This window comes from Acinetobacter sp. 24-47-66, assembly GCF_056779755.1.
This window is the reverse complement of sequence record NZ_JBWYIL010000001.1, coordinates 458815-484082: the sequence shown is the minus strand read 5'-3', so window position 1 is coordinate 484082 and position 25268 is coordinate 458815. Positions and strand designations below refer to the sequence as shown.

Annotated in this window: 24 protein-coding genes, 1 tRNA gene and 4 pseudogenes; 22 read left to right on the top strand and 7 right to left on the bottom strand. The window is 39.3% G+C overall.

Going from position 1 to position 25268, the window contains the following annotated elements:
- A pseudogene (locus AC1M84_RS02320) lies at positions 1 to 271 on the bottom strand (transposase); the annotation flags it as partial.
- 51 nt (positions 272 to 322) lie between these two features.
- Here AC1M84_RS02320 and AC1M84_RS02315 point away from each other — a divergent pair.
- From AC1M84_RS02315 to AC1M84_RS02290, 6 genes and pseudogenes are all read left to right on the top strand, one after another.
- Positions 323 to 480 (top strand): annotated as a pseudogene (locus tag AC1M84_RS02315) (IS3-like element ISAcsp5 family transposase); the annotation flags it as partial.
- Between the two features lie 3 nt (positions 481 to 483).
- Positions 484 to 1569 (top strand): annotated as a pseudogene (locus AC1M84_RS02310) (GMC oxidoreductase); the annotation flags it as partial.
- 466 nt (positions 1570 to 2035) lie between these two features.
- The gene (gene mqo / locus AC1M84_RS02305) at positions 2036 to 3670 is read left to right on the top strand and encodes a malate dehydrogenase (quinone) (RefSeq protein ID WP_481594342.1); all 1635 of its coding nucleotides are present in this window, start codon (positions 2036 to 2038) and stop codon (positions 3668 to 3670) included.
- 69 nt (positions 3671 to 3739) lie between these two features.
- Positions 3740 to 5002 carry an MFS transporter gene (locus tag AC1M84_RS02300; protein WP_075166811.1) on the top strand — a complete coding sequence of 421 codons (1263 nt, stop codon included), beginning with the start codon at positions 3740 to 3742 and terminating at the stop codon, positions 5000 to 5002.
- A 76-nt stretch (positions 5003 to 5078) separates the two neighbouring features.
- The gene (locus AC1M84_RS02295) at positions 5079 to 5564 is read left to right on the top strand and encodes a hypothetical protein (protein WP_075166733.1); all 486 of its coding nucleotides are present in this window, start codon (positions 5079 to 5081) and stop codon (positions 5562 to 5564) included.
- A gap of 397 nt (positions 5565 to 5961) precedes the next feature.
- Positions 5962 to 6198 (top strand): annotated as a pseudogene (locus AC1M84_RS02290) (transposase); the annotation flags it as partial.
- Between the two features lie 115 nt (positions 6199 to 6313).
- Here the strand turns inward: AC1M84_RS02290 and AC1M84_RS02285 are convergent.
- The gene (locus AC1M84_RS02285) at positions 6314 to 6445 is read right to left on the bottom strand and encodes a hypothetical protein (protein ID WP_481594341.1); all 132 of its coding nucleotides are present in this window, start codon (positions 6443 to 6445) and stop codon (positions 6314 to 6316) included.
- 167 nt (positions 6446 to 6612) lie between these two features.
- On the opposite strand from AC1M84_RS02285, the gene AC1M84_RS02280 reads away from it, so the two are divergent.
- Together AC1M84_RS02280 and AC1M84_RS02275 are read left to right on the top strand one after the other, a co-directional pair.
- A complete protein-coding gene (locus tag AC1M84_RS02280) occupies positions 6613 to 7170 on the top strand; it encodes an AAA family ATPase (protein ID WP_481594340.1) in 558 nt (185 codons plus the stop codon).
- A complete protein-coding gene (locus AC1M84_RS02275; protein ID WP_481594348.1) occupies positions 7164 to 8444 on the top strand; it encodes an ATP-dependent nuclease in 1281 nt (426 codons plus the stop codon). Before AC1M84_RS02280 ends, AC1M84_RS02275 begins: the two co-directional genes overlap by 7 nt.
- Before the next feature lie 127 nt (positions 8445 to 8571).
- On the opposite strand, the gene AC1M84_RS02270 is transcribed toward AC1M84_RS02275, so the two are convergent.
- Positions 8572 to 8648 (bottom strand) — tRNA-Ile (locus AC1M84_RS02270).
- A 328-nt stretch (positions 8649 to 8976) separates the two neighbouring features.
- Between AC1M84_RS02270 and AC1M84_RS02265 the strand changes: the two genes are divergently transcribed.
- Together AC1M84_RS02265 and AC1M84_RS02260 are read left to right on the top strand one after the other, a co-directional pair.
- The gene (locus AC1M84_RS02265) at positions 8977 to 9543 is read left to right on the top strand and encodes a 1-acyl-sn-glycerol-3-phosphate acyltransferase (protein ID WP_481594339.1); all 567 of its coding nucleotides are present in this window, start codon (positions 8977 to 8979) and stop codon (positions 9541 to 9543) included.
- A 107-nt stretch (positions 9544 to 9650) separates the two neighbouring features.
- Complete coding sequence (locus tag AC1M84_RS02260) at positions 9651 to 10400, top strand: YebC/PmpR family DNA-binding transcriptional regulator (protein ID WP_035264495.1); 750 nt, start codon at positions 9651 to 9653, stop codon at positions 10398 to 10400.
- 75 nt (positions 10401 to 10475) lie between these two features.
- On the opposite strand, the gene AC1M84_RS02255 is transcribed toward AC1M84_RS02260, so the two are convergent.
- Both AC1M84_RS02255 and AC1M84_RS02250 read right to left on the bottom strand, forming a co-directional pair.
- Positions 10476 to 10946, bottom strand: a complete 471-nt coding sequence (locus tag AC1M84_RS02255) for an Lrp/AsnC family transcriptional regulator (RefSeq protein ID WP_035264497.1) — start codon at positions 10944 to 10946, stop codon at positions 10476 to 10478.
- Between the two features lie 112 nt (positions 10947 to 11058).
- Positions 11059 to 11823, bottom strand: a complete 765-nt coding sequence (locus tag AC1M84_RS02250; protein ID WP_481594338.1) for a glutathione S-transferase family protein — start codon at positions 11821 to 11823, stop codon at positions 11059 to 11061.
- 373 nt (positions 11824 to 12196) lie between these two features.
- Between AC1M84_RS02250 and AC1M84_RS02245 the strand changes: the two genes are divergently transcribed.
- The 8 genes from AC1M84_RS02245 (at position 12197) to ychF (ending at position 20710) form a co-directional block, all read left to right on the top strand.
- The gene (locus AC1M84_RS02245; RefSeq protein WP_481594337.1) at positions 12197 to 13399 is read left to right on the top strand and encodes an SfnB family sulfur acquisition oxidoreductase; all 1203 of its coding nucleotides are present in this window, start codon (positions 12197 to 12199) and stop codon (positions 13397 to 13399) included.
- 9 nt (positions 13400 to 13408) lie between these two features.
- Complete coding sequence (locus AC1M84_RS02240) at positions 13409 to 14632, top strand: SfnB family sulfur acquisition oxidoreductase (protein WP_481594336.1); 1224 nt, start codon at positions 13409 to 13411, stop codon at positions 14630 to 14632.
- Positions 14632 to 16062, top strand: coding sequence for an LLM class flavin-dependent oxidoreductase (locus AC1M84_RS02235; RefSeq protein WP_481594335.1), 1431 nt, complete (start codon positions 14632 to 14634; stop codon positions 16060 to 16062). Before AC1M84_RS02240 ends, AC1M84_RS02235 begins: the two co-directional genes overlap by 1 nt.
- A 25-nt stretch (positions 16063 to 16087) precedes the next feature.
- Positions 16088 to 16930, top strand: coding sequence for a MetQ/NlpA family ABC transporter substrate-binding protein (locus AC1M84_RS02230; RefSeq protein WP_481594058.1), 843 nt, complete (start codon positions 16088 to 16090; stop codon positions 16928 to 16930).
- 9 nt (positions 16931 to 16939) lie between these two features.
- Positions 16940 to 17773: a MetQ/NlpA family ABC transporter substrate-binding protein gene (locus AC1M84_RS02225; protein ID WP_481594334.1), complete on the top strand. Its 834-nt coding sequence runs from the start codon at positions 16940 to 16942 to the stop codon at positions 17771 to 17773.
- An 11-nt stretch (positions 17774 to 17784) separates the two neighbouring features.
- Positions 17785 to 18855 (top strand): methionine ABC transporter ATP-binding protein, encoded by a 1071-nt coding sequence (locus AC1M84_RS02220; RefSeq protein WP_481594333.1) that lies wholly within the window; start codon positions 17785 to 17787, stop codon positions 18853 to 18855.
- On the top strand, positions 18836 to 19495 hold the full coding sequence (locus AC1M84_RS02215) for a methionine ABC transporter permease (RefSeq protein ID WP_481594332.1): 660 nt from the start codon (positions 18836 to 18838) through the stop codon (positions 19493 to 19495). The genes AC1M84_RS02220 and AC1M84_RS02215 overlap by 20 nt, the downstream gene beginning before the upstream one ends.
- 123 nt (positions 19496 to 19618) lie before the next feature.
- Positions 19619 to 20710, top strand: a complete 1092-nt coding sequence (ychF, locus tag AC1M84_RS02210; protein ID WP_092766234.1) for a redox-regulated ATPase YchF — start codon at positions 19619 to 19621, stop codon at positions 20708 to 20710.
- 60 nt (positions 20711 to 20770) lie between these two features.
- Here ychF and AC1M84_RS02205 read toward each other — a convergent pair whose 3' ends face one another.
- Positions 20771 to 21325 carry an Mpo1 family 2-hydroxy fatty acid dioxygenase gene (locus tag AC1M84_RS02205; protein WP_481594331.1) on the bottom strand — a complete coding sequence of 185 codons (555 nt, stop codon included), beginning with the start codon at positions 21323 to 21325 and terminating at the stop codon, positions 20771 to 20773.
- Positions 21326 to 21424: 99 nt separating this feature from the next.
- Between AC1M84_RS02205 and AC1M84_RS02200 the strand changes: the two genes are divergently transcribed.
- Positions 21425 to 22117, top strand: coding sequence for a Crp/Fnr family transcriptional regulator (locus AC1M84_RS02200; RefSeq protein ID WP_481594330.1), 693 nt, complete (start codon positions 21425 to 21427; stop codon positions 22115 to 22117).
- 66 nt (positions 22118 to 22183) lie between these two features.
- Here AC1M84_RS02200 and AC1M84_RS02195 read toward each other — a convergent pair whose 3' ends face one another.
- Positions 22184 to 22666, bottom strand: a complete 483-nt coding sequence (locus AC1M84_RS02195) for a hypothetical protein (RefSeq protein WP_481588340.1) — start codon at positions 22664 to 22666, stop codon at positions 22184 to 22186.
- Positions 22667 to 22791: 125 nt separating this feature from the next.
- Here AC1M84_RS02195 and AC1M84_RS02190 point away from each other — a divergent pair, with 125 nt between their 5' ends.
- From AC1M84_RS02190 to purT, 3 genes are all read left to right on the top strand, one after another.
- On the top strand, positions 22792 to 23520 hold the full coding sequence (locus AC1M84_RS02190; protein ID WP_092766232.1) for an AzlC family ABC transporter permease: 729 nt from the start codon (positions 22792 to 22794) through the stop codon (positions 23518 to 23520).
- Positions 23517 to 23858, top strand: coding sequence for an L-valine transporter subunit YgaH (ygaH, locus tag AC1M84_RS02185; protein WP_179998205.1), 342 nt, complete (start codon positions 23517 to 23519; stop codon positions 23856 to 23858). The genes AC1M84_RS02190 and ygaH overlap by 4 nt, the downstream gene beginning before the upstream one ends.
- Positions 23859 to 24043: 185 nt before the next feature.
- Positions 24044 to 25261: a formate-dependent phosphoribosylglycinamide formyltransferase gene (purT, locus tag AC1M84_RS02180; RefSeq protein ID WP_481588341.1), complete on the top strand. Its 1218-nt coding sequence runs from the start codon at positions 24044 to 24046 to the stop codon at positions 25259 to 25261.
- Positions 25262 to 25268: the final 7 nt, after the last annotated feature.

Genomic DNA, 25268 nt, shown 5'->3' with positions numbered 1-25268 from the left:
TCATTGGCGCGTTGCAGTTCTTTATTTTCGCGTTCGAGTTGTTTGATACGTTCTTGGTCTGAAAGCTGCTGTACTTTAACTGGATTTTGTTTATCTAAATATTTTTGATACCAAACACGTAGTGTTTCAGGAGTACAACCCTTGCGCAGTATACTGCTCAGGGAGCAATAGCGGTGATCGCAGCCCAATTCGATGGATAATCTTTTTCAGATTCAATCAATAATTGAACCGCTCTTTCTCTGATTTCAGGGGTATATTTTAATTTTGTCATCAGGATAGTCTCTCAGAATATTGACTCTCCGACAAACCCGGTACGGTTCACAAAGCTTTACATGCCAAGATAGGACATCAGGCATTGCAAATTGATTTTTTAGAAGATGCGCTCAGAAAAATAGGGCAGCTGAGCGACAAAAAATGATCGATAAGACCCATCAACTTTCGGTACGACAACAATCGCAATTGATTCAAATCAATGGATCGAACACGCCCAATGCTCGACGTGCCAGTACAGCCCGCGAATATCTGGATATGGCAAAGCAGAGCCCCAACTTGACCATCATGACGCATGCCACCACCCATAAAATTCTGTTTAGTGGCAAACAAGCAATTGGGGTGGAATACCTGCAAGGTGCAAATCGGCAACAGTTACATCAAGTCTATGCGAATAAAGAAGTTTTGCTCTGTGCAGGTGCAATTGCATCTCCGCAAATTTTACAATGTTCAGGTGTAGGCTCTAGCGAGTTACTGCGTGATCTAGATATTGAACTTGTCCATGATTTACCTGGTGTCGGGGAAAATTTACAAGACCATCTGGAAATGTACCTGCAATATAAATGCACAAAACCTGTTTCGCTCTACCCCGCCTTGAAATGGTATAACCAGCCTGCTATTGGTACCGAATGGTTATTCAATGCAACTGGGATTGGCGCCAGCAACCAATTTGAAGCAGGGGGGGGTATTCGCTCTTCCGATGAATTTTCTTGACCCAATATTCAGTTTCATTTCCTGCCTGTTGCGATTAACTACAATGGTAGCAACGCAGTCAAAGAACATGGCTTTCAAGCCCACGGCGGTTCTATGCGCTCACCCTCGCGTGGACGCATCAAATTAAAATCTAAAGATCCATTTGAACATCCAAGCATTCTGTTTAACTATATGTCCACAGAGCAAGATTGGCGCGAATTCCGCGATGCTATTCGGATTACACGTGAAATCATGCAACAACCCGCATTAGATCCTTATCGCGGTGAAGAAATTAGTCCGGGTAAACATTTAAGCAGTGATGCAGAATTGGATGACTTCGTACGCAATCATGCTGAAACGGCCTACCACCCTTCTTGTAGCTGCAAAATGGGCGAAGATGAAATGGCCGTGGTCGATGGTCAAGGGCGTGTGCATGGTCTGCACAATTTACGTGTGGTTGATGCCTCTATTATGCCGTTAATTATCACAGGGAATTTGAATGCTACGACCATTATGATGGCTGAGAAAATTGCCGATCAAATTCGTGGACTACCAGCATTAGCTCGTTCCGATGCAGGTTTTTATCAAGCTCGTTCATCTGCATAGTTTTCTCACACTCATCAGCAATCAGCAATCAGCAATCAGCAATCAGCAATCAGCAATCAGCAATCAGCAATCAGCAATCAGCAATCAGCAATCAGCCCACATTACTTCGATGAATTAATGTGGTCTTTTTAATTCTTTATATCTTTAAGTGCAAAAAATTTATTATAAATCACTGAAATTAATAAAAATAAAATAACCATCACTCAAATTTATATACATTATATCTACATTTATAATAAAAATTACATAGTCAATACTTATTTCGTCTAAAATAGCAACCGATTAGAAATGTCTAGTTAAACTAAATGCTACATTTTTCTTAATGGTTAGGATTCATGTATTTCACTCCCTCTCTCTTCTGAACTTTTAGTTTACGACCATTTCTGTCACCCTCTTTTTTATATTTTTGTTGCTCTCTATTCGCTCTAAAGCGATACAAAACACCTGCTCACAAGGTCAAAATCGCATGAAAACTTTTTTAAAATACCTCGCGGTATTTATCGTACTGCTTTTGCTTGCAGTGTTGATTTTTTTATTCCGTTCAACTGCGTCTAAAAAAATTCAAACCTCAAATGATGAACCTGTTGTTGATGCCGTTTTAGTTGGTGGGGGCATTATGAGTGCAACCTTAGGCACTTATCTCACCGAACTGGAACCGAACTGGAAAATCCGCATGTACGAACGACTCGATCAAGTTGCTCAAGAAAGCTCGAATGGCTTTAACAATGCGGGTACAGGTCACTCAGGCTTTATGGAAATGAACTATACCTCTGAGAAAGACGGTAAGATGGACATTACTAAAGCGGTACAAGTGGCTGAACAGTTCGAAGTTGCAAAACAGTTCTGGTCTTACCAAGTTAAACAAGGTGTTTTAGGCGAACCAACAAGCTTTATTAACCCTGTTCCGCACATTGCTTTTGTCTGGGGTGACAACGTTAATTTCTTAGAAAAACGTTATGCAGCAATGGTTCAAAATCCAATGTTCTACGGCATGAAGTTTTCAGAAAATCCTGCTGAAATTAAACAATGGGCGCCATTGGTCATGAATGGTCGCGATACTGCGCAAAAAGTTGCTGCAACCCGTATGGATGTTGGTTCAGACGTCAACTATGGCGCGATTACCACGCAATTGGTTAATCACCTAAACAAACAATCCAACTTCAAATTAGAAACCTCAACAGAAGTCACGGGCATTAGCCAAAATGATGACAAAACTTGGACGGTTTCTTTCAAGAGTTTGAAAACAGATGCAACTAACCATGTGAAAACGCGCTTCGTATTTATTGGTGCGGGCGGTGCTGCAATTAAATTATTGCAGATGACTGGTCTTCCTGAATCTAAGCAATATGCAGGTTTCCCTGTGGGTGGCGTGTTCTTGATGACCGACAACCCTAAAGTGACTGCTGGTCATACGGCTAAAGTGTATGGTCGTGCTGAACTCGGTGCACCGCCAATGTCTGTTCCACATATTGATACGCGTTATATTGATGGTAAAAAATATGTGTTATTTGGACCATTTGCGACCTATTCAAACAAGTTTTTGAAGCAAGGTTCTCAGCTAGATTTATTAAAATCTACCAACAAAAACAATGTCTTACCTATGACCGCTGTCGGTTTGGAAAATCTGGACTTGGTTAAATACTTAGTGAGTCAGGTGATGATGACGGATGAAGATCGTTTCAATGAACTGAAAAAATACTATCCAGATGCAAAGCCTGAAGATTGGCGTTTAAGCCAAGGCGGTCAACGGGTACAAATCATCAAAAAAGAAGATGGTAAACCAGCCAAACTCCAATTTGGTACAGAAATCTTCGCTTCTAAAGATGGTGCTGTAACGGCCTTACTGGGTGCGTCACCTGGTGCTTCGACTTCACCCTACATCATGTTGAGTTTGCTTGAAAAGGCCTTCCCGCAACAAGTACAGGGTAAATGGAATCCGAAATTACATGAAATTGTAAAATCGTACCAACAAGAGTTAAGCTCAAACCCTGTGTTACTTGACCAAGTACGTCAATACACCAGCCAAACTTTAGGATTGAAATATACGCCTATGGCGCAAGCAGCAAATAATTCAACACCTGCTCTAAGCAAAGCGCAATAATTTCTTTTCTATCGGAAGGATGAACTACGGTTCATCCTTTTGCTTTTCATATTATTCCTATCTTTGTTTATGTCTTATCTTCAGTCTGAAGCTTTTATTGCTTTTCGTTGTCGTGATTTCTCTTTACTAAGCCTCAATCAACTTTGTTTGGTGCTTGCTGTGGTCATGCAGGAAGTCGCAATTGGTTTTGCACTTTATCAAATAACCCAAGATCCGCTCAGTTTAGGCTTCATTGCCGTAGTAGAACTGCTGCCTTTTATTGGCTTGTCTTTTTTCGGCGGGCATTGGGCAGATCGATATAACCGTCAAAAGCTGCTGCAATGGAGCTTTAGTCTGAGTAGCGGCATTCCGTTATTAATGATTGTTGTTTTTTATGTTTTCCAGACCAAACAGATTGAGCAAAACACGCTGCTCTATTTAGTTTATTTTCTTATTTTTTGCTTAGGCATTTTGCGGGGAATATACAGCCCTGCATTTAATTCAATACGCCCATTTTTAATCTCTCGGCAAGCAGAAAACAATGCTTCCATGTGGACGACTTCGATCTGGCAATTTGGAGCCATTGCGGCTCCGCTATGTGCTGGATTATTACTGAGCCATGTGGGACTTGTTGCAACGCTAGGTGTCATCTTTCTGTTGAGTTGTATTGGCAGCCTTGCTGTTTGGCAACTCAGTCCACGTAGTTTTCCCATCTCGATACACGGCCAAGTGTTGCAAAGTTTAAAACATACTTTTAGATTTATGTTGCAACAACGTGTGCTGTTTTGGAGTATGTTATTGGATCTTGTGACAGCCTTATTTTGTAGTGTTATCGTGCTGCTCCCAATCGTCGCTCACGATGTTCTGCATTTAGGCGCCGAAGGCTTAAGCTTACTAAGAGCAGCACCAGCTATCGGCACGGCTCTAATGATGGGTGTATTACTGCATTTTTCGCCAAGCCAAAAAGCTTGGCGCAATATGTTACTTGCCAGTATAGGAATTGCAATCACGACATGTGTATTTGCTTTATCGACATCACTATGGCTAAGTATCGCTCTGCTTATACTGATTGGCGCTTTAGATAGCATCAGTATGGTGATTCGCCAGAGTTTGTTACAGCAACTTCCTCCTCAAGACTTACATGGTCGTGTGGCGGCACTCAATGGGATATGGGTCACTACAGGCAACCACTTGGGTGCGTTAAACAGCAGTATGGCATCACGTTATTTTTCCATCACGCCTGCGATACTGATCGGAGGAAGCCTATGTTTAAGCATTTGTCTTTTCAGCTTTTTTCGTAATAGAGATTTACTCAAAACACCATCAAGTTATGAGAAGTATAAATACCTATAATAGAAAAAATAGAAGCTTACACAAAATTTGCCCATACTTGTTTCATGCGTAATGAGTTTAGATAAGGATTGATTTTATGGCAAAAACAACCGAATTAACTCACCGACTTTGCACACTCATTTATTTTGTGATCATCTTTGTCATCATGGCGTATTGTCTGCTTAATGCAATGTATACCGTGATTATTGGGGGTACGACATTCTATCTCTTTGCCAGTTTTCTACTGGTTCTACAGCTTATTTTTGCCTTGCGAACTTCGCTTAATAGTCGCATTTACACCAGTTTAGGACTGGTATTGCTGATTGTAGGATTGTTATATAACCACGGGCTGGATTTTTTGAGTCATTTAAAAGCGATTATATTAATTCCAGCGCTCATGCTGACACTATTTGGTCTTGATAGTATATATAAACATCCAACTCGCTTGATGCTCTTGAAAATTGGACTTGTGCTGGGTCTGCTGCTGCTGGCATATAGCCAATATTATGAGTTGGTTGAACTACAAAACTACTATAACTCGCTGCACAATGGTGAAACTTGGCAGCAATTTGGAGCGTTATAGATGATGATTGACCTTCTCCCTAACCAAAAGGCATAGCTATCTACACCTTTAGGCACTTAATGCTTACTGATGCGATGATGTCTTGATCTGTTCGCATGCAATCGGTTTTTTATCATTCTCACCCTCCGCATGATGGTGACGGGCGTTTCATCGGCAGGGATCACCTGCTTATGGTTCATTCCCTTGCAAAGCAGTGCTTCTCAGGTTCACAGTACTCTAGTCGTGATTTTAGAGCGCTATTATTGACAAATGATTGTATTCAAAGTATGTCTAGACGCGGCCTTGCGCAGTATACTGCTCATGGGATAATGCAGTGACTGAAAGCTTCTTTCATACATTAAAAGGTCATGTTGTACATGGCAGTGTGTTTTCGACTCGAAAAGAAGCGAATGCTGTCCCAGCTGAAATACGTCATGCTATTTATACGACGAATGCGATTGAATCACTGAATAGCGTAATCCGCCATTCAACAAAAAAGAGAAAGATCTTCTCTTCAGATGATTCAGTAAAAAAGGTCATTTATTTAGCAACATCAAACGCTGCTAAAAAATGGACGATGCCAGTCCAAAATTGGCGTTTAGCGATGAATTGGTTTACGATTCATTTCGATGATCGATTAAAAGATCATTTATAAAAAATGGAACTTACACAAAATAATTTACAGGCTCGGATAATGTTTTTTCATGGTCACTCCTCTTTCAAGACCATGAAAATAATATGTATTTAATTTTAGCTTAAATCCAGTTTGCTTATTTAGCTCGCGGCTTTCCAGCATCAGAACGTTTTTTGCGCCACTCTCCATCCTTATTACGTGACCGGTTTTGACCCGATGTTGGACCTGTTTTAACTACTGGACCTTGAGTATCTTTAGGAGAAGGCATCATCCCTTCCTTTTATTGATATATGATTAATCTAAACTATCATATGTTTATTCATTTTCAATATCTTAAATATATTGATACAAATGTCTTACTATAAAATTTAATTAACTGATTTTAATAATTATTTGGTAAAGCTATTTTTTTAATAAAGCAATCGGGGGCAAAAAATGAGACTAAAAAGCGTACAACTCACCAATTTCAGGGGATATCAAGATACTGTTTCAATTCCTATCGACCAATGCCTTACAGGAATTGTTGGTCGTAATGATTACGGAAAATCAACAATTTTGGAGGCTTTAGCGATTTTTTTTGAAATTGAAGGCTATAAAGCAGATAAAAACGATATAAACTGCTTTAGTTCAGCATCTGGCGCAAATACATTTGAGATCACTTGTATATTCGATCAAATTCCAGATTCTATAGTTCTTGATGAAAACGTAGAAACCACATTAAAAGAAGAACATCTCCTAAACAAAGATGGGGACTTTGAAGTCGTCAAAATTTTTAAAGCTTCTACTACAGGCAAACCAGATAAAACCTGTATTAAGTGCTTACATCCTCAGAATACCAAACTAAATAATCTTTTAAGTTTAAAAATTAGCGATTTACGAAAATTAGGTGAAGAACTCAATATCTCTGATTATGTTAGTGATAAACGAATAGCTTCATTATGGCGCAAAGCTCTAAGAGCTTCTACTAACTTGCAACTTAGCGAAATATATTAGATGTTGAAAAAGAATTCTCTGCGGAGAGTAAATCTATATGGGGAAAAATTCAGGATCACCTCCCAACATATGCTCTCTTTAAAGCTGATAGAGAAAGTAGTGATGGAGATACAGAAGCTAAAAATCCATTACAACAAGCTGTAAAAGATGCTCTATCCGACCTGCAATCTCAAATTTCAGATTTAGAATCTCAAGTAGAGCAAAGAGTTCTTGATGTAGCTCACCGAACATTAAATAAATTAAAAGAAATGGCGCCTGAATTGGCTAATGAATTAAAACCACGTTTTAAAGATAAGCCTAAATGGACATTTAATTTTACACTTGATGGTGAAAATGGCATACCTATTAATAAACGTGGAAGTGGTGTAAGACGCTTAATTCTTCTAAATTTTTTTAGAGCTGAAGCTGAAAAATCTATAGATATACATCACCGAAATGTAATTTATGCTATAGAGGAACCAGAAACCTCACAACATCCTAATTATCAAGTAATGTTAATGAAAGCACTGCTAGAGCTTTCTACACACGTTAATAAACAAATCTTAGTTACGACTCACGTTCCTGCTTTGGCAGGTTTAATTCCTATAGAAGGTGTACGCTTTGTCACAAAAGATAATGACTTAAAACCATGTATTAAAATGCCTGACGAACATGTATTAAAAGAGGCTACAGAAAGTTTAGGAATTTTACCTGAAACTGGAATGGAACGTGCTAAAGCAGTAGTACTAGTAGAAGGAAAATCAGATGTAATATTTCTAAAACATACAAGTATAGTCTTAAGAAATGCTGGGCATTTTCCTTTAAGTCTAGAAGAAGCAAAGATTGTCCCGATTGTAGTAGGCGGATGTGGAACGATAAAACACTGGGTTACTCTAAATTTAGCCAAAGACTTAGGTTTACCTTGGTGTGTAGTACTCGATTCAGATATAGGTGCAGATCAGGGGCAAGTGAAATCGATTCTTAAAAGAAAAAAAGAGGTGGAGCAATCTGGTAGGCCTTGTTACCTCACACAAAAAAGAGAAATTGAAAATTATTTATGCCCAGATCTTATTAAGGCCCAAACAGGTCATGAGGTTTCTTATTCGTCTACATGTGATGCAAAAAAGATTATAGGGAAAGCAATTGGAATCAAGCCTGATGATGTAATTGAAAAATTTTGGCCATTGATGACAGAAGATAAGATCATTAAGAATTCCCTATATCTCTGCCCGACTACTCAGGTAGAAAAATCTGAACTTAAAGAATTAATAGGAAATGTACTTACTCTAATCTAAATAATTGAAGTAAGACCATAGGATTATCAAGTTGATGGACCACATAAGGTCCATCCGAATAAGATATTATCCCTGAACTATACATGTGAAAAACTCCATAAACCAAAGGTTTACGGGGTTTAATAACTGGTGGGCCCAGACAGACTTGAACTGTCGACCAACGGATTATGAGTCCGCTGCTCTAACCAACTGAGCTATAGGCCCTATAAATACTGATTTCTCAAGTATTTTCGAATCAGAATACTAGCCAATATCAAATTCAAAAACAAGGTTTTTCATTTTTTTATCTTCAGCTTGACCAAAATTTATTCATCGCAGTTTACAAATCACGTACGATCTTGATCATCTATAGAATTTCAGTCACAAATATGTGAAAAATTATGAATTTTCGGTAAGCGTCGAGGATGTAAAGTTTGCAAATAAAATCTAAATTTAGTAGTCAATTTTTCTATAATTTATTACTAAAGGGATTGAATTTTTTAAAATGAAGTAAGAAACTCTGCCATATAAAATTCAAATATCTCTGTGAATCATGAAAAAACACATTGCCGAAATGGCATTTAAACTTGCTGGTGTCAAATATCATGTTGAACCGAATGTTCTTGGTGATAAACAAGTCATTATCGGTTTTGAACATACCACGATGATGGATGCTGTACTCTCAATCGCACTGTTTCAAATCTATGATATCCCGATTCACACACTAATTAAAAAAGAACTATTCAAAGGACCTTTTAAGCCAATTCTAGAAGGGGTTGGCGGTATTCCAGTTGACCGTCACTCAAATAAAGATATCGTGGCGCAAATGGTTGAACTCTTCAACTCCAATGACAAATTTAATCTCGTGATTGCGCCTGAAGCGACTCGTGCGAAAAATGGTGAACAACGTAAACCGATCCGCACCGGTTTTTGGCATATCGCAAAAGCGGCAAACGTCCCTATCGTTTTCTTGTTTGTGAACCAAAAAACCAAACAAGGCGGAATTTTTGGCAAAATCATGCCATCAGAGTTGGATCATGATTTGAAATTGATTCAGGAACTTTATAAGGAACATACAGGTTTAGACATTATTATTCCTGAACCGAAGAATAAAGCCTGATCTTGATCAATTGCTAAAATAAGGGTCTTTATTAAAAAAAAGCCCTTATGGTAGAATTTCGCAGATTTGATTAGGCATAAGGCCAATCTACAAGGAGCATATTTCGCATGGCGGGTCATTCCAAGTGGGCCAATATTAAGCATCGTAAAGCTAAACAAGATGCTAGTCGTGGTAAAGTTTTCACAAAATATATTCGTGAAATTGTTACAGCTGCAAAACTCGGTGGTCCTGATGCAGCAAGCAACCCACGTCTTCGTGCAGTTGTTGAAAAAGCATTGTCCGTTAACATGACTCGTGATGTCATCAACCGTGCCATTCAGCGTGGTGCTGGTGGTGAAGACAATGATGATTTAAAAGAAGTCACATACGAAGGTTATGGTGTTGGTGGTGTAGCCGTTATTGTGGAGACAATGACTGATAACTTAAACCGTACCGTACCAGATGTTCGTCACTGCTTCTCTAAAACAGATGGTAACTTAGGTACTAACGGCTCTGTTGCTTTCCTTTTCACTAAACGTGGCGAAATTACTTTTGAAGATGTTTCTTTAGAAGACCAAATTATGGACGTTGCGTTGGAAGCTGGTGCAGAAGACATTGAAGTGACAGAAGATGAAATTCTTGTGATCACCACACCAGAGTCTTTTGGTACAGTGCAAGATGCTTTAGCGGCTGCAGGTTTAAAATCTGACAATGCAGAAGTGGTGATGAACCCTTCAACTAAAGCAGAAATCACAGATATCGATCAAGCGAAAAAAATCATGAAAATGATTGATATGCTTGAAGATTTAGATGATGTACAAAACGTATATACCAACGTTGAGTTCTCTGAAGAAGTTTTAGCACAATTGGATGCTTAATCCATATTCAGAATTAGAAAACGCACCTTCTGGTGCGTTTTTTTAATTAAAAGGCGTCTTTTTTGCTAGCTTGAATTATGCTTTACTCAACAAACCATGACAGTTAAATACATCATATTCTTTAATGACAAAGCTTGAATGCAATGCCACGACATGATCAATTTTACCAATGCGCTGTAACAAAATCTGGCTATAATTTTCCATATCACGAGCAACAACTTCTATAATAAAATCAGCAGATTGCCCTGTGACTAAAAAAGCATTGATCACTTCAGGAATACTTTTAAGTTCATCTAAAAATTTTGCAAAAGTATCTGAGTCATGCTTACTCAATGATACTTGTAACAACACATGTAAATTAAACCCCAATTTTTGATAGTTAATATCACGCTTTAAATTCGTCATGATATTGGTTTCGATGAGATGTTTAATACGACGGTGCACTGAACTTACAGACAGGTTAATACGCTCCGAAAGCTCGTTCAGATTCAAATCTTCATGCGTAAGAATTTCTAAAATTTGTTTATCGTAACGATCTAATTCCATCTTCTTCACAATATTTTCATGGCACACAATAATTATGCGTTATTTTTTCGAAAATATCGATTCAAATGAAAATAAATTAACTAATCAGACAACATAACAGAAAATATGTTTGTTATATCCCGCGCCAATCTACCCGCGCATTTCGTTCATTGGCATAAATACGTTTAACATATTGTCCTATCGGCAAATCAAGCAATTGATTTTGATAATCCACAAATTCAGATGAAACTGGCTGATGATATTCTCTTTCCCAAGGTGTACCAGAGATCTCAAGTAGTGGAGCAAGCATTGAACAAACGGCGATATCTGCCAAACCTAAACGATCTCCTACCAAATATCGAGCTTGATTCTGAATCAATTGGTCGTTTAACTGCAAAATAATTTCATGCATATTTTCTTTAGCAAGCGCAACTTGTTCATCATCAAGTTGGTAGCTAGTTGAAACTAAAGTTTTGATAAGTGGCTTACTGATCTTTTGAAATTTTCTCAGATATCCTTTTTCACCAATCATGATTTCTAGCGGCTCATCGCTCTCAGATAAAGCTTGAGCAAGCCCCCACCGCCTCACTGATACACCCAATTGATTACTCAGGTCATTAATTTCAATTGCTTTTTTTCTTAACTTTAAATCTGATCTGAGCAATGAATGCTCTGGATAGACATCATCCAAATACAGGGCAATTTGGGTTGAATCTGCAATCCACTTTTCTTTATCACGTAATATCGGCAGAGAGTTTTGACCTGTTTTTAATTTTGCGAATGCACGATGTACGCCCGGAATCATATTTTGAGCAACATAATCCAATTCCTTATGATCAAGTAACCAGCGAGCTTTTTCACAAAAGTGAGATAAAGGAAACTGGTAAAGGATGCGCATAAAATCTCCGAAGTCTTGATCAATCATAGGATTTATTGTTTTGCTTACTTTATGCAACCCTATGCCAAAACACAATGTGATAATGCATCAATTGCAACTTAAATTGTTATTTTTGGAAATATGAATCCGTTAAATTATAAATGTTTAGCAAATCTTTATCTCTTTTATTGCAAAGTCTAAATGAATTTAACGTGTTTAGAGCACTGAAATTTATTAAAATTTATTATTAATCAAAATTTTAAGTTTTCTAATATTTTTCAATCGATATCTATATTTGTCTTAAGCATTTTTTTTGCATAGTTCAACGAAAACCAGCATTTAAAAAAAATATTCTATGGGCGTAGCGTATATCTCCTCAAAGAGGAATTGATCTATGTCTCGTTTAATTACTGAAAATGTTCATGTTATTGAAAATGATCAAGACGCCATTCATGCAGCCTATCATGTTGCCGACTATGCGCTCGAAGGTCGCAATCAGCGTGACCAACAACGAGCTTTACCATTTGCAGAAATTGAATTATTCAGCCAAAAAGGTTTAGGAGGCTTACGCATCCCCCACGTCTATGGCGGTGCTGAAGTCTCTCATCGTACCCTTGCCCAAGTATTTCGTATTCTAAATAAAGCGGATTCAAGTTTAGGGCAAATTCCACAAAATCAAATTGCATTGCTCAATATGATCAACATCATGGGAAGCCATGAACAAAAGCAATTTATTTTTAATGAAATTTTAAAAGGTAAGCGTCTTGCCAATGGGGGGCCAGAACGTCATACCAAAGATACCAAGACTTTAGACACACACCTTGTTGTGGAGGATGGGAAATATCGAGTTTCAGGAAAAAAATTCTATTCTACAGGCAGTTCATTTGCACATTGGTTAGCCATCAAAGCCATACACCCTGAAGGTCACGTAGTTTTAGTTTTAGTGAACCGTGAATCCACTGGTGTCGAAGTGATCAATGACTGGGATGGATTTGGTCAACGTACCACTTCAAGTGGCACAGTGATTTTAGACCATGTTGAAGTTGATCCATTACTGATTTTTGATGAAAGAAAATTATTGGACGTCCCTAATTTTAGAGGTGGCTTTTCACAGCTGATGCAAGTGGCTATCGATGTTGGTATTGCTGAAGCAGCGTTTGAGGACATGTTGTTTGCGATCCGTAAAGCACGCCCAATTGTGGATGCACAAGTTGAACGTGCCAGTGATGAGCATTTCACCTTACAAGAAGCTGGCAAAGCTAATGTTTTGTTAGATGCCGCCATTCTTTTGCTTGATGAAGCAGCTGATTATTTAGATTCACTCAGTGTAGTTGAACAACTCACTGATGAACAGATTGCTGAAGCTTCGATCAAAGTTGCTGAAGCTAAAGTCTATGCCAATGATGCCGCACTGCATATCTCAGAAAAGTTGATTGAGCTCGGAGGAAGTCGCGCCAGCCTCAATGTTCATAACTTTGATCAACACTGGCGAAATGCACGTGTACATACCCTTCATGATCCCATTCGCTGGAAACTTCACGCGCTGGGTTCGTATTACTTGAACCATACTTTTCCTGCACGTCATGCCTGGATTTAAGGAGTCATCATGTCATCTTTACAAGCTTTAGAGATCCAAGAATCAGGCAGTTATAGACCAGCTCATATTATTCGCTCTGATGAAGAAGCATTAAAAGTCGCACACGAACTCGCTGAAAAGTTTAAACACCGTGCATCTGAGCGAGATTTAAATCGTGAACTTCCTCATGAAGAAATCGAAGCTTACAGTCAATCTGGCTTATGGGCCATTACAGTACCTCAACAATATGGCGGTGCCGATGTTTCTATTCATACACTGACAAAAATCATCGCATTAATGAGTGGTGTGGATGGCTCTATCGGACAAATTCCACAAAATCATTTCTATGCACTTGAAATTTTGAGGAATACTGGGTCTGATGCTCAAAAAAGACGTTTATTTACTGAAGTTTTACAAGGTGCTCGCTTTGGAAATGCCTTGGCTGAGTTTAAAACTAAGAATGCAGCACAACGCCATACCTCTTTAAGACAAGTCGAAAATGGATATGTCCTCAATGGAGAAAAATTTTATTGCACTGGCAGTCTATTCGCTCACCGTATTCCAACCCTTGCTAGTGATGAACAAGAGCGCCAGTTTCTGGTCTTTGTTCCACGTCATAGCGAGGGCTTAAGCCTAATAGATGACTGGAGTGGATTTGGACAACGCACCACTGGCAGTGGGACTGTTAAATTTGAAAATGTACAGATTGACCCAGAGGATGTAGTCCCTTTTGATTCAGCTTATTCAACCGCCACCATTTCAGGTCCATTTGCACAAATTATTCATGCCTCAATTGAAACAGGCATTGCTCGAGCTGCTTTTGAAGAAACATTAATACGCGTTCGTCAAGCACGCCCTTGGATAGATGCAAAAGTTGAACATGCCACTCAAGACCCTTTGACACTGTACGAAATTGGTCGAATTGCAACAGACGTCAAGGCCACTGAGTTACTACTTAAACAAGCAGCGCAAGCGGTTCAAGACGCCAAGGTCGCCCCTTCAGAACATTCAGTTGCACATGCTTCTATTCAAGTGGCTAAAGCACGTGCACACAGTACCGAAACTGCACTAAAAGTCTCGTCAAAACTAATTGAACTGGCTGGTAGCCGTGGAAGTCAACGAAAAGATAATCTTGATCGATACTGGAGAAACGCACGTGTTCATACCTTACATGATCCAGCGCGTTGGAAATATTTTTTTATTGCCAATTATGTTTTAAACGGCGTATTCCCCCCAAGACGAGGTACGCTGTAATGACAAAAAATAAATCGAATCCTCAAAAACAGATCCTGCTCAATGCATTTGATATGAATTGTGTGGGTCATATTAATCATGGGCTTTGGACACATCCACGTGATCAATCCTACCGTTTTAATCAATTAAGTTATTGGACAGAACTCGCTCAAACTTTAGAGAAAGGTCTTTTCGATGGATTATTCATTGCCGATATTACTGGCGTTTACGATGTCTATCAAAATAGCATTGATCTAACCTTAAAAGAATCGATTCAACTGCCGAGCCATGATCCAAGCACACTGGTGTCTGCAATGGCAGCCGTCACACAGCATTTGGGTTTCGGTATCACAGTGAACTTAAGTTATGAATCTCCTTATCAATTTGCTCGTCGCTTCGCGAGTCTGGATCATCTGACCCAAGGACGTTTGGGATGGAATATCGTCACAGGCTATTTGGATAGCGCAGCACGATTAGTCGGTCAGCAAGGGCTGAAAGATCACGACTTACGTTATGAACAAGCCGAAGAATTTTTAGAACTCTGCTACAAATTTTGGGAAGGCTCTTGGGAAAATGATGCTGTCATCCAAGATAAGCTCAATCGCATTTTTACCGATCCGAGTAAAGTACATGCGATCCACCATCAAGGAGAGTTCTATAACAGTCACGGCGTCTTCCAAGTCTCGCCTTCAGTGCAACGTACACCTGTGCTATATCAAGCGGGAGCATCACCTAAAGGACTACAGTTTGCCACTCGGCATGCAGAAGCCATGTTTATTGGTGGAGATACCGCTGAAAAAATTGCGTCTCAAACACAAAAGATTCGCCAATTAGCCCATTCACACGGTCGTGATGGTACAGCAATTAAATTATTTGCAGGCATCACTGTCGTCACTGCTGAAACAGATCAACAAGCGCAAGAAAAACTACAGGAATATATTCGATATGCAAGTCCTGAAGCTGGCATTGCGCATTTCTCAAGCTCAATCGGAACAGACTTAGGTCATCTAAAAGATGAGGATGCTATTCTATATAAAAAAACCAATAGCATCGTTTCTGTAAATGAGCGCTTTAAGGAAAACAAAGTCACTTTGGCAGATTTAAAAGCTCAGCATGTACTCGGTGGACGTTATCCCTTATTTGTTGGCAGTGGAGCAACAGTTGCTCAACAGCTAATCGAATTCATTGATATTTCTGGATTAGATGGTTTTAACCTTGCCCGTACAGTCGCTCCAGAGTCACATCAAGATTTTATTCGTTATGTCATTCCTGAACTGCAACAACGTGGTCGCTATAAGATCGCCTATGCTGAGGGTAGCTTAAGGCACAAGCTATTCAATGCGGGAGATCATTTACCACATTCACATCCTGCACATCATTTCCGATGTCCAAGCTCAAAACAAGATATACAACAATCAAATTTAAATCCTATACACCAACATTCAGCTTAAGTTTTTAATATTTAGGGGTCTTTCTATGGCACAAGCTCAGTCTTCTCGACTTAAATGGATCGGCGTTGCAATCGGCATTATTGTGATTGCAGCGTTTGCATGGTCCTTTTTGAAAAAAAATGATCAACAAGAAATTGTAATTGGTATTAGCCCACCTTTTGCAAAACCACTTCAAGCTGCAATTGAAGAAGCAAAGGCTCAAGGCATTCATGTACGTTTGGTAGAATTTTCAGATTGGAATACACCCAACATCACCCTAAATCACGGGGATATTGATGCAAATTATTTTCAGCATCAACCTTTCTTGAATAATGCGTTAAAAGAAACCAACTTTAAGCTCAAACCCTTGGGCATCGGCTCAGGCACACATGTCGGTTTATATTCAAAAAAATATAAAGCGATTAGTGAAATTGAAAATGGCGCTCGAGTTGTACTCCCAAATGATCCTGTGAATCAGGGTCGCGCCCTACTCCTCTTACAACACGCTGGATTAATACAACTTAAGGATTCCAACAACCACTTATCCAACTTAAAAGACATTCAAACCAATCCGAAAAAATTAAACTTTATTGAAGTCGAAGGTCCGCAAACTGCGCGTGCCGTAGATGATGCAGACCTCGTATTTAGCTATCCAATGTACCTACGCTTAGCACAAACGATTGATCCAAATGATGCCTTAATTTTGGATGAAATTAATAACACGCTTTATGCCATCTTATTTGTTGTTCGCGATGACTTTGAACAAACTCAGCCTGAAAAAGCAGCTCAACTGAAAAAATTTATCCAAATTTATCAAAGCTCAGACAAAGTTAAACAAGCATTGAATGAGGATATTGGTGAAAAACTATGGTTCAAAGGCTGGAAATAAGGAGTGTTCATGTCTACTTCAACTCAATCATCTAAATTCATCAAAATTGCAGTCATCATCGTCGCAGTACTGGCGGCCTTAGTGGGATATCGTTATATCAGTCAAAACTCAAATGATAAAGTGATTAAAATCGGCATTAGCCCACCCTATTCTGAATTACTGCAAAGTGTCGCTGAGGATGTAAAAGCACAAGGAATCCATCTCGAGTTGATTGAGTTTTCAGACTGGCAAGCACCCAATGTTGCTGTGCAAAATGGTGATATTGACGCTAATTTCTTTCAACAAAGTGTTTTTCTAGCGAATGCAGTGCGTGAAACAGGCTATGACCTTGTGCCTTTTGCGAAAGGTTCAGGCAGTCATGTCGGACTTTATTCAAAAAAATATCAATCCCTACAGGAAATACCTGATCAAGCGAAAGTAGTCGTACCGAATGATCCAGTTAACATGGCACGTGGTTTAAATTTGCTGGCTCGTGCAGGCTTACTTCAAGTCAAAGATATTAATAATGAGCTCACCAGCACCCGAGACATTATCAGTAATCCTAAAAAACTCAAGATTATTGAAGTTGAAGGCCCTCAAACCGCGCATGCTTACAATGAAGCTGACTTAATTATGGGTTTTCCTCATTATTTGAAAATGGCAAAAGTTGCTGATCCTACGTCTGCACTGTTATTAGATCCGATTAATAAAAAATTTGCGATTTTGTTTGTAACGCGTCGAGATTATCAAGATCAGGATCACAAATTAAAAACTGTGGTTGAAACCTTCCAAAACTCTGCAAAAGTCCGTCAGATTCTAGACAAAGACTTTGGACAAGGTTTGTGGTTTGAAGGCTGGAAATAAGGAGAATGATCATGGTGAGTTTTGGTTCACACATTGAATTTGCAGTACCCCATATTACAATTCGTCATTTAAATAAGTATTACGATGTACAAGGAAAACAAGTTCACGCACTCAAAAACATTAATTTGGATATTCCCGAAGGAAAAATTTTCGGCATTATCGGCAAAAGTGGTGCGGGCAAATCTTCATTGATTCGCACCTTAAATGGGTTAGAAACTATTTCTGATGGTAGTATTCATATACATCAACATGATCTAGGGCAGCTTAATCACAATGAATTAATCGCCCTACGCCAGCGTATTGGCATGATTTTTCAACATTTTAATTTACTATCTGCCAAAACAGTTTGGGAAAATGTCGCGCTTCCATTGAAAATCGCAAAAGTGCCTGCTGCTGAGATTCAAACTCGTGTGGATGAGGTTTTAAATCTAGTCGGTTTAGCTGAAAAGCATCATCACTATCCATCACAATTATCGGGTGGGCAAAAACAACGAGTTGGGATTGCCCGCGCATTGGTCAGTAAACCTGAAATACTATTGTGCGATGAAGCAACATCGGCACTTGATCCAGAAAGCACATCTGTTGTTCTATCTTTACTGAAGGAAATTAATCAAAAATTAGGACTCACCATCGTTCTCATTACACATGAAATGCAGGTAATTCGTGAAATTTGCGATCAAGTGGTGGTTATTGATCAAGGTGAAATCGTTGAATCAGGGCAAGTTTGGTCAGTCTTCTCTCGTCCCCAGCAGAAAATCACGCAAGAACTCCTCAATTTGGAACAGCTTGATTTGCCATTCCAGTTACATCAAGAGCGAGCTACACATTTAACGCATACCATTTTGAAAATCAGCTATGCAACTGATTTGAAAAATCCTCCCAACTTAAATGATGTACTTTCTAAAATTACACTGCCTGTGCATTTATATCAAAGCCATGTAGACACTATTCAACATCATCTGGTTGGCTCACTCATCGTAGGTATTCCTCAATTGGATGTTGATGTGCATACGCTCCATCAGCAATTCCCCCATAAAACATCACAAATCGAGGTGCTTGGCTATGCACAACCAGCTCATTGATCTTTTAATTACGGGTACCATTGATACTTTGTTAATGGTCGGTATTTCTGCATTTTTAGCGCTTCTCATTGGCTTGCCTATGGCTGTAATCCTCGTCAACACCTCAGAAAATGGGATTTATCCATCAAAAAAAATCAATCATGCCTTGGGTTGGGTGGTAAATATTACGCGCTCTATTCCCTTCTTAATTTTAATGGTGGCACTCATTCCCTTCACTCGACTGATTGTAGGGACCAGTTATGGGGTATGGGCTGCGGTTGTACCTTTAACTATAGCGGCTACACCTTTTTTCGCACGTATTGCGGAAGTCAGTCTACGAGAAGTTGATCATGGACTCATAGAAGCTGCACAAGCCATGGGCTGTAATCGCAAACAAATTATTTGGCATGTGCTTTTACCAGAAGCACTGCCTGGTATTGTTGCAGGTTTTACTGTCACGCTTGTAACCATGATCAATTCCTCTGCGATTGCGGGTGCTATTGGTGCGGGTGGTTTAGGTGACATCGCCTACCGATATGGCTACCAACGCTTCGATATGCAAATTATGTTGGCGGTGATCATCGTATTAGTCGTATTGGTCATGCTGATTCAAGCTTTGGGTGATCAATTGGCACATGGTTTGGACAAACGTAAAATCTAATTCACACTATTCAATTGAGTCTCATCTGTCTTTTCGAGAAACATCCAAGCCATGACCTGACTTTGTCATGGCTTTGATGTAAAATCACCGACAATTTTTAAATAACACTGTGTGAGTCTTTTCATGGGTTTTAATTGCGGTATTGTCGGCTTGCCGAACGTTGGTAAATCTACACTTTTCAATGCATTGACGAAAGCTGCTATTGCTGCAGAAAACTTCCCATTCTGTACCATTGAACCAAACACCGGCATCGTTCCTGTTCCAGATCCACGTTTAGATAAATTAACTGATATTGTTAAACCTCAACGTGTTATTCCAACCACAATGGAATTTGTAGACATCGCAGGTTTAGTTGCTGGTGCTTCTAAAGGTGAAGGTTTAGGGAACCAATTCTTAGCCAACATTCGTGAAACTGATGCAATTGCACACGTAGTACGTTGTTTTGAAGACGAAAATGTTATTCACGTGAACGGCAAAATTGACCCACTTGATGACATTGCAACTATTAACACTGAGCTTGCTTTAGCAGATTTAGAAACAGTATCAAAAGCGGTTACACGTTTAGCAAAGTCTGCGAAAGGTGGTGATAAAGAAGCTGTTGCAACAAAAGCTGTACTAGAAAAAATTCAGCCATTACTTGATGAAGGTCGCCCTGCTCGCGCAGCTGATCTTGATGACGACGAGCGCAAATTAGTTCGTGGCTTTGGTTTATTAACCCTTAAACCAACAATGTATATTGCTAACGTTGCTGAAGATGGTTTTGAAAACAATCCGCACCTTGATGCTGTTAAAAAATTAGCGGCAGAAGAGAATGCTATTGTAGTTCCGCTTTGCAACCAAATCGAAGCTGAAATCTCTTTGCTTGAAGATGATGAGCGTGCTGAATTTTTAGAAGCGATGGGCATGGAAGAACCAGGTCTTAACGTGGTTATTCGTGCAGGTTATGGCTTACTTGGCCTACAAACTTATTTCACTGCAGGCGTTCAAGAAGTTCGTGCTTGGACTGTAAAAATCGGTGCGACCGCTCCTCAAGCTGCTGGTGTGATTCACACTGATTTTGAGAAAGGCTTTATTCGTGCAGAATGCATTGCCTATGACGATTTTGTTCAATACAACGGCGAAGCTGGCGCTAAAGAAGCTGGAAAATGGCGTCTTGAAGGTAAAACTTATGTCGTTCAAGATGGTGATGTTTTACATTTCCGTTTCAACGTTTAAGTCATTAAAAAAACAGCCGAAAGGCTGTTTTTTTTGCAAAGATTATTTAAAAGATTGAGATCATGGATTTTGAGTTGAAGTACTCGAGTGATTTACGTGTTTATGGTCCATGTCATAGCGTAATTGTTTAGCTCGAACCAATACTTTCTCTTCCAGTTTCTTACGTAGACCAACAAGAAATATAAATTCTGCTACGACAAATAAAGGACCTATCGCGAGTCCAACAAGATCATCTACAAAAGCTGGTTTTTTCTTTTCATAATAGTGCCCAATAAATTGAATAATCCATCCCACAATAAAAAATCCAGCACTTACCAATACCCAAGAGGATGTCGCTAAAGCTGCTACTTGTGTGGCTGGCTGATAAATTAAAGCAAATAGCAATGCCATTACCACACCAAAAATGAGATCCAAACTCAAATAATAAATGACCGATGCGACGATCAATAACATTGCAAGGTCAATCGAATATCCTGCAACCGTAAATTGCGCTTTGGCTGCACAACACAAGAGCGAAAATACAATTAAGGGAATTCCAATAAAATGTGAAAATACGTTTTTACGATCTAGGTGATAAGCTGCATATTGTCCAAGCAAGCTCTCTAAACGAGTCATGTTATCATTCCTTTTTCTGACTATTTCCTTCACTATATATAAATGTAAACCAATAAGTTGTCGACTAGACGACAAATAAACAGCATAAAAGGGATAATTTTGCTTTCAAATCAATACGTTTATCTTTTAAAAAATAATTGGTGGTTTAGCCAGTTTGATCATGAATTACAACAGCTGATGCTCGAACATGCACAGCTCATTGAATATGGCAAAGAACAACTGATATTTTCTAAAGCTGATCAATTTGATGGCATTTATGCCGTAATTGATGGTGCTGTTCGTTTAGCACATATTGACGTAGAAGGTCGTGAGGCGGTAACAGTTATCGCAGATCCCATTATGTGGTTTGGTGAAATTTCGTTGATTGATCAACAACCCCGCTCTCATCATGCGATTACCAGTAAAAAATCCAAAATCCTCAAAATAAGCCGTGTAGGACTTGATCTAATTTTAGAACAATATCCAAAATTTTGGTTTTATCTGGCCCAATTGGTCAGTCATAAACTTCGTTATGCTTTCATGGAGTTAGTCTCTATTCAAACACAACCCCTTATTCAACGCTTAGCCCAGAGATTAATCTTTATCTTAAATGGATACGGTAATCTCAAAGAAATTGAAAAAAACACCATCAACCTATCTCAAGAACAATTGGCACAAATGTTGGTCTGCTCAAGACAGACCATTAATCAAGAACTACAACATTTAGAAAAAATTGGCGCAATTAAAATTGCATTTAAAAAAATTGAGGTGATTAATCTCAATCAACTTAAAGCTTTAGCCGATCAAACTTAACCGACTAAAGATGAAGAGCTTTAGTAAAATCTGGATTAATCATTGTATTGGGGTTGCTAGGGTCACTTAAAATAATTTTGTATACGCCTTGGTGTTTCCTAATTCTGGTTGCTCAATTGCAGTTTTGCACTGGGCTTTATCGCGTTCATAATTGGCTTGACGCTGTGCGAGCTGCCCCTCACTTTCCACGATTGCACGCGCCCAAGCATCTATGGTTGTTAGCGCTTTTCGACAAAGCGCATATTTCCCTTCAGTCACTGAGTCGGTCATTTTGACATTAATACGCCAATCCAACACCAATTGACGCACAGGCTCGCGTACTTGTGATGGTATAAGCGCTTTATTGGCTTGATACAGAATAGGATCAACCTGATTAATCAATTGCCAAGCATGATTTGCATATTCAGTTGCATCATTGGTCAACTTCGGTGCTTCTTTAATTTCAACCTTTTGATCGGCAGTTTCTGCCTGACCACCACAACCGGATAAAGTGAAGATGAGGAATGTAGTCAATGCAGCTAATTTAAAGGGAGATTGAATCGCAAACATGACATCGCTCTAATAAACTATTCGGCACTATGCTAGTAAATTCGGGTAGAATACTCAATCTCGTTTTATACCTTTTGTTCCAATCTCCAATTAGGTTTATCGTGACCCAATCAAGCTCCCCACACATGACACCGGCAGGTTTTTGGCAAGGTGCCAAAGACAGTCAAGCCATCATTTTCACCTATTTGCCTGTTTCATTCGCGTTTGGTGTATCGGCAACTCAATTTGGATTTACGGCGTGGGAAGCATTATTTTTATCCTGTTCGATGTATGCAGGTGCCAGTCAATTTTTGGTGGTTGCCTTACTCGGCAGTGGCACTTCCATCTGGATGACAGCCTTAACTGTAATAGCGCTTGATATTCGACATTTGTTATATGGTCCTGCTTTACAAAACTTAATTCAAGATAAACTCAATCTGAAAAAAACTGCAATTTGGTCATGGGGCTTGACCGACGAAGTCTTTGCATCAGGCATGATTAAACTGTCGCAACGCCGTCAAGAATGGTCTGAATCTTGGATGTTAGGTCTCAGTCTGTTTAGCTGGTTGTCTTGGGCACTCGGATCTTTTCTCGGGGGCTTATTTGCAGATCAAGTCAGTCATCTCCCCCAATTTTTGCAGGCAGCGCTCGACTTTCTATTACCTGCACTTTTCTTGAGCTTCTTACTAGCTGCATTTGAGAAAAAACATACCTTTGTCGTGACCATCACCATTATTGTTTCTGCTATTGCCTGTTACTTTATCGATTTATCTGCAGCGATATTCATTGGCATAAGCTCTGGTATTTTGGCTGGTTTGTTTAAACATTATGTACTGAAGCAACATGATCCTTTGCACACAGGTGAACAATCATGAATCTAGAAATTATTTGTGTCGGTATTCTGGTCGGCATCGCGAATTTCGCCTCACGCTTTGGTCCTTTTTTTGTGATTCAGAAACTACAACAAGGTCGCCAGAAACGCGGTGCTCTTTGGCTTAAAATCGCCCTTGGATCTATCGGTATTGCAGCAATCAGTTCAATGCTCGTGGTCGCGACTTTACCGCCGCTCTTAGAAACACCCAATAAGAGCGTTGCCATGTTAATTGGTTTTATTGTGCTCTCGGGTTTGTATTTCAAATTTAAACAGATTGTACCTGCAACACTCACAGCGGCACTCACATACGGTTTGGTGTATACCTATTTCCCACTTTAAAACATTTCTCGCGTATTATTCATTCAGATTCTAAATTTATAAGCCTGATCCTCGGATAAGGCTTATAAATTTTTATCAATAAAAAAATTAAACGATATCAAAATAATTTCTTGCTTTTTCTTGTATTCATCGCTCTCAAGAGGTTTTAGTTCTGATATGCTAAAAGTCCATAATATCAAGCACGGATGAATCAAATGCTTATTACACTCGGTACTCCACTTCAATCTTCGGCGTTTAAAGTTCTATTATTGGGTTCAGGTGAGTTGGGTAAAGAGGTGGTAATATCATTACAACGATTAGGTGTAGAAGTACATGCGGCAGATCGCTATGACAATGCACCTGCCATGCAAGTTGCTCATCACTCCTACACATTGAATATGGCGGATCCAAAAGAATTAAAAAAACTGATTGAACAAGTTCAACCTCATTTAATTGTTCCCGAGATTGAAGCCATTGCCACTGAAGTCTTAGTGGAAATCGAAGATTCTAAAACTGCCGTAGTTATTCCCTCTGCGAAAGCCGTCAATCTCACCATGAATCGTGAAGGAATTCGTCGCCTCGCAGCTGAGGAACTAGGGCTACCAACCTCGGCTTATCGTTTTGCCAATAGTTTGGAATCATTCCGTGCAGCATGTGATGATATTGGCTATCCAAATTTTGTAAAACCTGTGATGTCATCATCAGGTAAAGGACAGTCACGCGTAAAATCTTTTGATGAAGTCGACGCGGCTTGGGAATATGCTCAAACAGGTGGTCGTGTCAATCAAGGCACTGTCATCGTAGAATCGCAAATTGATTTTGATTTCGAAATTACATTACTCACAGTACGGGCAAAAAATCCTGAAACAGGAGAAATCGAAACGCACTTCTGCGATCCTATTGGACACCGTCAAGATGCAGGTGACTATGTAGAAAGCTGGCAACCTCAACCTATGAGCACAGCTGCCCTTGGTGAAGCAAAACGTATTGCCAATAAAGTCACAGTAGCACTAGGCGGTTGCGGTATTTTTGGTGTGGAATTATTTATTAAAGGTGATCAAGTTTGGTTCAGTGAAGTTTCTCCTCGTCCACATGACACTGGATTAGTCACACTTGCATCTCAATATCAAAGTGAATTTGAACTTCATGCCCGTGCGATTTTAGGTCTTCCAGTAAATACGCAACGTCACAGTGTTGCTGCAAGCGCTGTGATCTATGCAGGTGTTGATGATACGAATTTGTCATTTTCTGGCTTAAATCTTGCTATGCAAAACCCTAATGTCGATTTACGACTTTTTGGTAAACCTGAAGGCTTTAAACGTCGCCGTATGGGGGTTGCAACTGCACGTGCTGAAACAACTGACTTAGCACGCGAATTAGCGTCTGAAGCCGCTTCAAAAGTAATTGTAAATCAAAACAAATAATTCATTA

Excerpts from the sequence above, each read along its gene's own strand:
- mqo (WP_481594342.1), top strand. The coding sequence starts at position 2,036 with ATGAAAACTTTTTTAAAATACCTCGCGGTATTTATCGTACTGCTTTTG.
- AC1M84_RS02300 (WP_075166811.1), top strand. The coding sequence starts at position 3,740 with ATGTCTTATCTTCAGTCTGAAGCTTTTATTGCTTTTCGTTGTCGTGAT.
- AC1M84_RS02295 (WP_075166733.1), top strand. The coding sequence starts at position 5,079 with ATGGCAAAAACAACCGAATTAACTCACCGACTTTGCACACTCATTTAT.
- AC1M84_RS02285 (WP_481594341.1), bottom strand. The coding sequence starts at position 6,445 with ATGCCTTCTCCTAAAGATACTCAAGGTCCAGTAGTTAAAACAGGTCCA.
- AC1M84_RS02280 (WP_481594340.1), top strand. The coding sequence starts at position 6,613 with ATGAGACTAAAAAGCGTACAACTCACCAATTTCAGGGGATATCAAGAT.
- AC1M84_RS02265 (WP_481594339.1), top strand. The coding sequence starts at position 8,977 with ATGAAAAAACACATTGCCGAAATGGCATTTAAACTTGCTGGTGTCAAA.
- AC1M84_RS02260 (WP_035264495.1), top strand. The coding sequence starts at position 9,651 with ATGGCGGGTCATTCCAAGTGGGCCAATATTAAGCATCGTAAAGCTAAA.
- AC1M84_RS02255 (WP_035264497.1), bottom strand. The coding sequence starts at position 10,946 with ATGGAATTAGATCGTTACGATAAACAAATTTTAGAAATTCTTACGCAT.
- AC1M84_RS02250 (WP_481594338.1), bottom strand. The coding sequence starts at position 11,823 with ATGCGCATCCTTTACCAGTTTCCTTTATCTCACTTTTGTGAAAAAGCT.
- AC1M84_RS02245 (WP_481594337.1), top strand. The coding sequence starts at position 12,197 with ATGTCTCGTTTAATTACTGAAAATGTTCATGTTATTGAAAATGATCAA.
- AC1M84_RS02240 (WP_481594336.1), top strand. The coding sequence starts at position 13,409 with ATGTCATCTTTACAAGCTTTAGAGATCCAAGAATCAGGCAGTTATAGA.
- AC1M84_RS02235 (WP_481594335.1), top strand. The coding sequence starts at position 14,632 with ATGACAAAAAATAAATCGAATCCTCAAAAACAGATCCTGCTCAATGCA.
- AC1M84_RS02230 (WP_481594058.1), top strand. The coding sequence starts at position 16,088 with ATGGCACAAGCTCAGTCTTCTCGACTTAAATGGATCGGCGTTGCAATC.
- AC1M84_RS02225 (WP_481594334.1), top strand. The coding sequence starts at position 16,940 with ATGTCTACTTCAACTCAATCATCTAAATTCATCAAAATTGCAGTCATC.
- AC1M84_RS02220 (WP_481594333.1), top strand. The coding sequence starts at position 17,785 with ATGGTGAGTTTTGGTTCACACATTGAATTTGCAGTACCCCATATTACA.
- AC1M84_RS02215 (WP_481594332.1), top strand. The coding sequence starts at position 18,836 with ATGCACAACCAGCTCATTGATCTTTTAATTACGGGTACCATTGATACT.
- ychF (WP_092766234.1), top strand. The coding sequence starts at position 19,619 with ATGGGTTTTAATTGCGGTATTGTCGGCTTGCCGAACGTTGGTAAATCT.
- AC1M84_RS02205 (WP_481594331.1), bottom strand. The coding sequence starts at position 21,325 with ATGACTCGTTTAGAGAGCTTGCTTGGACAATATGCAGCTTATCACCTA.
- AC1M84_RS02195 (WP_481588340.1), bottom strand. The coding sequence starts at position 22,666 with ATGTTTGCGATTCAATCTCCCTTTAAATTAGCTGCATTGACTACATTC.
- AC1M84_RS02190 (WP_092766232.1), top strand. The coding sequence starts at position 22,792 with ATGACACCGGCAGGTTTTTGGCAAGGTGCCAAAGACAGTCAAGCCATC.
- ygaH (WP_179998205.1), top strand. The coding sequence starts at position 23,517 with ATGAATCTAGAAATTATTTGTGTCGGTATTCTGGTCGGCATCGCGAAT.
- purT (WP_481588341.1), top strand. The coding sequence starts at position 24,044 with ATGAATCAAATGCTTATTACACTCGGTACTCCACTTCAATCTTCGGCG.